Genomic DNA, 4,385 nt, shown 5'->3' with positions numbered 1-4,385 from the left:
GTCACAGCCCCCGAGCCGGTGCTGGCCTGGCCGGACCTGTTCGGGTTCCGCATGATGCCGAGAACTGGCCGTCTCGCGTTCGTTTTGTATCTCGGCGACGGCGCGGCATGGGCCGTGGTGAAGGATGTATTGGCTGGCGTTGCCCTGCCGTTCGACCTGTTCGTCGGTCTCGCGCAGGAAGCGCCGTCCGACACGGAGGCGGCCATTGCCGCGTCGTTCCCCGCGGCGCGCGTGCTGCGCCTCGCGTACCGCGACAGCGACAGCGACATGCCGTTGCTGCTGACCTTGCTGAACGACGGTTTGCTTTTCGAGTACGACCTGATCTGCAAGGTGCGCGTGCCGGATACCCAGGCTGAGCAGTCGCTGGACGATTTGCGCGCCGCGCTGCAAGCTGGCGGATTGGGCGCGGACGGCGCGCTCGAGAAGATCGTGAGGGCGTTCGACGCCGACCCCGATCTGGGTATCGTCGTCGCGCCGGGACACAAGTACGGCGGGCAGGAGGCGCACTGGGGTGAGGCGCGTCAGCACGCTTTCAGTTTAGGCGCGCGTGTGGGCCTCGACCGGAAGTCGAAGACCGCCGTGTTCCCCGGCGGGCCCGTGTATTGGCTCAGACCGTTTCCGCTGCGCTCGATCGCAGCGCTCAAGCTCACGCCTGCTGCGTTCGATCCAGCGCTGTCGGCGCAGAACGCCACGACCGGCGAAGCGGTCGAGCGGTTGATCGGTCTTGCCTGCGGCGACGCGTACATGAGAATCGACGCGCTGTCCGATCTGCCCGAGGCCGGCTCGTCGCCTGAGGCGGCGCCTGCGTGCGCGACAGAGCCGTCGGCGCTCCAGACCATTGCGTACTATCTGCCGCAATATCACCCGACCGAGGAAAACGACAAATGGTGGGGGCAGGGCTTCACGGAGTGGACGAACGTCACGCGCGCGAAGCCGCTGTTCCGGCATCATCGGCAGCCGCGTCTGCCCGCCGATCTGGGGTTTTACGACCTGCGCCTGCCGGAGGTGCGCGAGCGTCAGGTGGCGCTCGCCCGCCAGTACGGCGTGTCGGCGTTTTGCTACTACTACTACTGGTTCGACGGCCAGCGCGTGCTGCATCGCCCGTTGGACGAAGTGCTCGCGAGCGGCAAGCCGGATTTCCCGTTCATGATCTGCTGGGCCAACGAGCCGTGGTCGAGAAACTGGGACGGCGGCAACCGCGAGGTGCTGATGCCGCAAACCTACGGCGCGGGCTGGGTGGAAAAATTCGCGACTGACATCGCGCCCGTGCTGCGCGACCCGCGGTATTTCCGGTTTCACGGCAAGCCGATTCTGCTGATCTATCGCTTCCTGCATATTCCTGATCGCCTCGCGGCCGTGCGGATGCTGCGCGGCAAGTTGAGGAAACTCGGCGTGGGGGACGTGTATCTTTGCATCAACCGGACGTTCATCGAGGAAGGCGCAATTTATCCGGATAATCCGGGCGATCTCGGCGTCGATCACTATGTCGATTTTCCACCGCATCGGGTGCCGAGCATCAAAATCAGCGATCACGTGAACGACCTCGCGCCCAATTTCGAGGGCCACCTGTTCGACTACGAGACCGTCGTGCAGGTCATGGGCGCGCTGCGTGCGGAAAATCCAGCGAATACGCACCCGGCGGTCATGGCGGGGTGGGACAACACCGCGCGCAGGCTGCTGCGCGCAAACGCCTTCCATGGCGCCACGCCAGCGAAGCTACGGCGCTGGCTGCGCCAGCTGGTCGTGCATCAGCAGAAGGCGCCCAGCCGCGCAGGCGAGCTGGTCTTCATCAATGCATGGAATGAATGGGCCGAAGGTAGCTACCTCGAGCCGGATTGCGATTTCGGACGCGGCTGGCTGGAGGCGGTGGCGTCGGCGCTGGGCCTCAAGCGCGAAGGATGAGCGGAAAGCCTCATGGCGACAATCAGCGAGGGCTATGGCAATGACAATTCCCTTTCGCAGCAGGTTACCCGGCGGCTGGCCCGAGGACGCCCCGCCGCGGTCAATACTGTTCAGTCTCGCGCCATATGGATGCTCAGGAGAAGACCGCGAGAGCCTTGGAAGCTACATTACTCGGTTGTGTGAAGCCCATGGCATGACGCGCGGGACCCTCACCAGTACGATTATCGGACCAGCAGCACAGATGCTTTTAGGAGTCCAAAGCGCTAGGATGACCCGTGATATTGGAAGAGCGGACTATAACGTCAACGTCTCGAGCCTCACAGAACAGTCGAATCCGTGGACCCATATTCTGAATTACCTCACTCACCGCAATAACCTGCAGGTTTGTACGCTATTGCCGTTGAGAAATCTAGTCTCCGCCTTTGTGCTGCTATCTGACAAGCAGCGCTTTTGCCCCGGTTGCCATGAGGACGACGCGCTGGCAGAACGCGAGCGTTACGACCGATTACTGTGGAGCATTGCTGCGGTGAAAGCGTGCCCATTGCATCGGTTGCAACTCCTAAACCGTTCTCGGGCAAAACCGCTGACCGTCTCTAACGGCGAGGGCAATACGTCCTCCCACGAGGCTGAAACGCCGCGCAAAGTAACGAAAGAGGCCAAGCACACGCCTGCATCAGACTTCGAGGTTGAAAGCTCTCGCCTTATTGCAGAGCTTCTCGACGATGCTGTCGCGTTCGCTGACGTAGGCTATTCGGCCTCCTCTCAGTCTGCGTTTCTCATCCATGCCATCGATGTACTCTTCCAAGGCACGGCCGCTCACTTTGCCGCACATCTCGGTGTGAGCAAATCACAGATGCACGGCTGGGTGAATGGAAAGGTGCGGATGAGTTTCCCGCGCCTGATGCTGACGGCTTACTGCTGCGGCTGCGGCTGCGCGATTGCAGACATCTTGCTTGGAAATAGGGTAATGCTTTCGCTACGGCCGGCGCCACACGGCCATCGCCGTCGGTTGATTAAGCACTGTAGGAGAGGAGCCCTGCGGCCGAGGGAGGACCTTCGTGCAGAACTAGATACATTGATTCATAGCGGTCACGCGACGAATGCGACAGAGGCGGCACAAACCATTGGGGTTTCGATGAAATATCTACGAAAGAAATTCCCTCAGCACCATGGATTCTTGGTCAGACATGGCCGCGAACTGGTTTATTCTGCTCGCAACCGGGCAACGGCGACCTTCGACCAGATATATCTGCGCGAACACAATGCACTTTTTCAAGCGGGCGTTTATCCTTCGCGAAGGCGAGTAGTCGAGCGAATGCAGGGGAAGACTAGGATTGGAGGACGCTCGGAGGTTCAAAGCGCCCAACGCAAAGCGCATGCTCAGACCGGCATACACTTCTCAAGGCTTGGCAGTGGAAGGATGGCGACTAGTCCAAATCGTGGACAAAGCGAGAGAAGAGTCTAGCGCGGGACTTTCCGTTGCCGCTCGTACGACCTGCAGATGTCGTTTACGACATCTGTAGCGAAACGCCACAAATTGGAATCGGGCTGAAAGCCCCACCAGATATGGTGCGCCCGGCTGGGATCGAACCAGCAACCCCTGCCTTCGGAGTTTTACCCGCGCGCCATAATCCATTATAAATCAATGCCTTACGCAACTCGCAAACTGCAAAACCAAGGCTAAACAAGGTCATTCAAGGCCGGCCAAGCCCACCCAAACTGTACTTTCACTGTACTCGCGGTCATGTAGGCTTCGGCAAAAGCCTAGGTACCTTGCCTAGGGCATGAGCGCAATCACAACCCTTCTTCAATCTACCGGGACGCGCGATGGCTGGACACAAAGAGCACGTGGTTCACGTCATGCTGGACACAAATGTCGTGTTCGCCCCCAAAAATATGCATCACGTCTTCTCGCGAGCGGTGCAAGCGGTGATACAGGAATCCACGACCCATACCGATCTCGCGGTACGGTGGATGATCCCGGCAATGGTTCGCTCGGAGCGAATCTGGCAAATGCGAGGACTTGCCGTGGCGCACCTTACCGCCACGCGCAACATGCAGAAGCTTTTCGGCCAGACATGGGTCGAAAACGAGGATGCCGTCGTAAAAGGTAAGCGCGCAGCAAACCCATCTTGACGGATTGGGCTAGCCGACGATCACAGTTGGCTGCCAGCGGTGTGGTAGCAATGCCGCGATGTCGTTGGCCCTGTGGGTCGGCAATCGCGTGAGGATGTCCTTCAGATAGGCATGCGGGTCGTGCCCGTTAAGTTGGGCCGAGCGTATCAGGCTCATGATGGCAGCAGCGCGCTGGCCTGCCCGTAGCGAGCCGGCGAACAGCCAGTTAGCCCTGCCGATGGCCAGTTCCCGATCATTCTGCCCATATCGGGCAAGAAGTTGAAGTCAATTATCGTTGGCATCCGCTGTTTCGTCGTCGCGTCAAGGTTCGAGATGTTGAGCAGCGCGGCGGAGGTCGGGTCGTCCAT

At 60.1% G+C, this 4,385-nt stretch carries 4 protein-coding genes and 1 pseudogene; 3 read left to right on the top strand and 2 right to left on the bottom strand.

What is annotated here, in order from left to right:
- The 3 genes from WCA85_RS34780 to WCA85_RS34770 all read left to right on the top strand — a co-directional run.
- A partial coding sequence (locus WCA85_RS34780) for a glycoside hydrolase family 99-like domain-containing protein (protein ID WP_424070242.1) occupies nt 1-1,902 on the top strand: 1,902 nt, incomplete at its 5' end.
- Nucleotides 1,793-3,367 (top strand): TniQ family protein, encoded by a 1,575-nt coding sequence (locus tag WCA85_RS34775; protein WP_424070240.1) that lies wholly within the window; start codon nt 1,793-1,795, stop codon nt 3,365-3,367. The genes WCA85_RS34780 and WCA85_RS34775, both read left to right, overlap by 110 nt.
- 395 nt (nt 3,368-3,762) lie before the next feature.
- Entirely contained in the window at nt 3,763-4,038 is a 276-nt protein-coding gene (locus WCA85_RS34770) for a hypothetical protein (RefSeq protein ID WP_424070238.1), read from the top strand.
- Nucleotides 4,039-4,047: 9 nt separating this feature from the next.
- Here WCA85_RS34770 and WCA85_RS34765 read toward each other — a convergent pair.
- Nucleotides 4,048-4,269: pseudogene (locus WCA85_RS34765) on the bottom strand (transposase domain-containing protein); the annotation flags it as partial.
- The coding region (locus WCA85_RS34760; RefSeq protein WP_424070236.1) for a hypothetical protein at nt 4,191-4,385 on the bottom strand (195 nt) is incomplete at its 5' end. The pseudogene WCA85_RS34765 and the gene WCA85_RS34760, both read right to left, overlap by 79 nt.

The sequence above is a fragment of the Paraburkholderia sp. genome (assembly GCF_049581445.1).
In the GTDB taxonomy this organism is placed as follows: Bacteria; Pseudomonadota; Gammaproteobacteria; order Burkholderiales; family Burkholderiaceae; genus Paraburkholderia.
This window is presented reverse-complemented; position numbering and strand designations above follow the sequence as displayed.

Bases quoted from the DNA above. Each gene is read 5' to 3' on its own strand.
- WCA85_RS34770 (WP_424070238.1), top strand. From the start codon at position 3,763: ATGCTGGACACAAATGTCGTGTTCGCCCCCAAAAATATGCATCACGTC.
- WCA85_RS34775 (WP_424070240.1), top strand. From the start codon at position 1,793: ATGCATGGAATGAATGGGCCGAAGGTAGCTACCTCGAGCCGGATTGCG.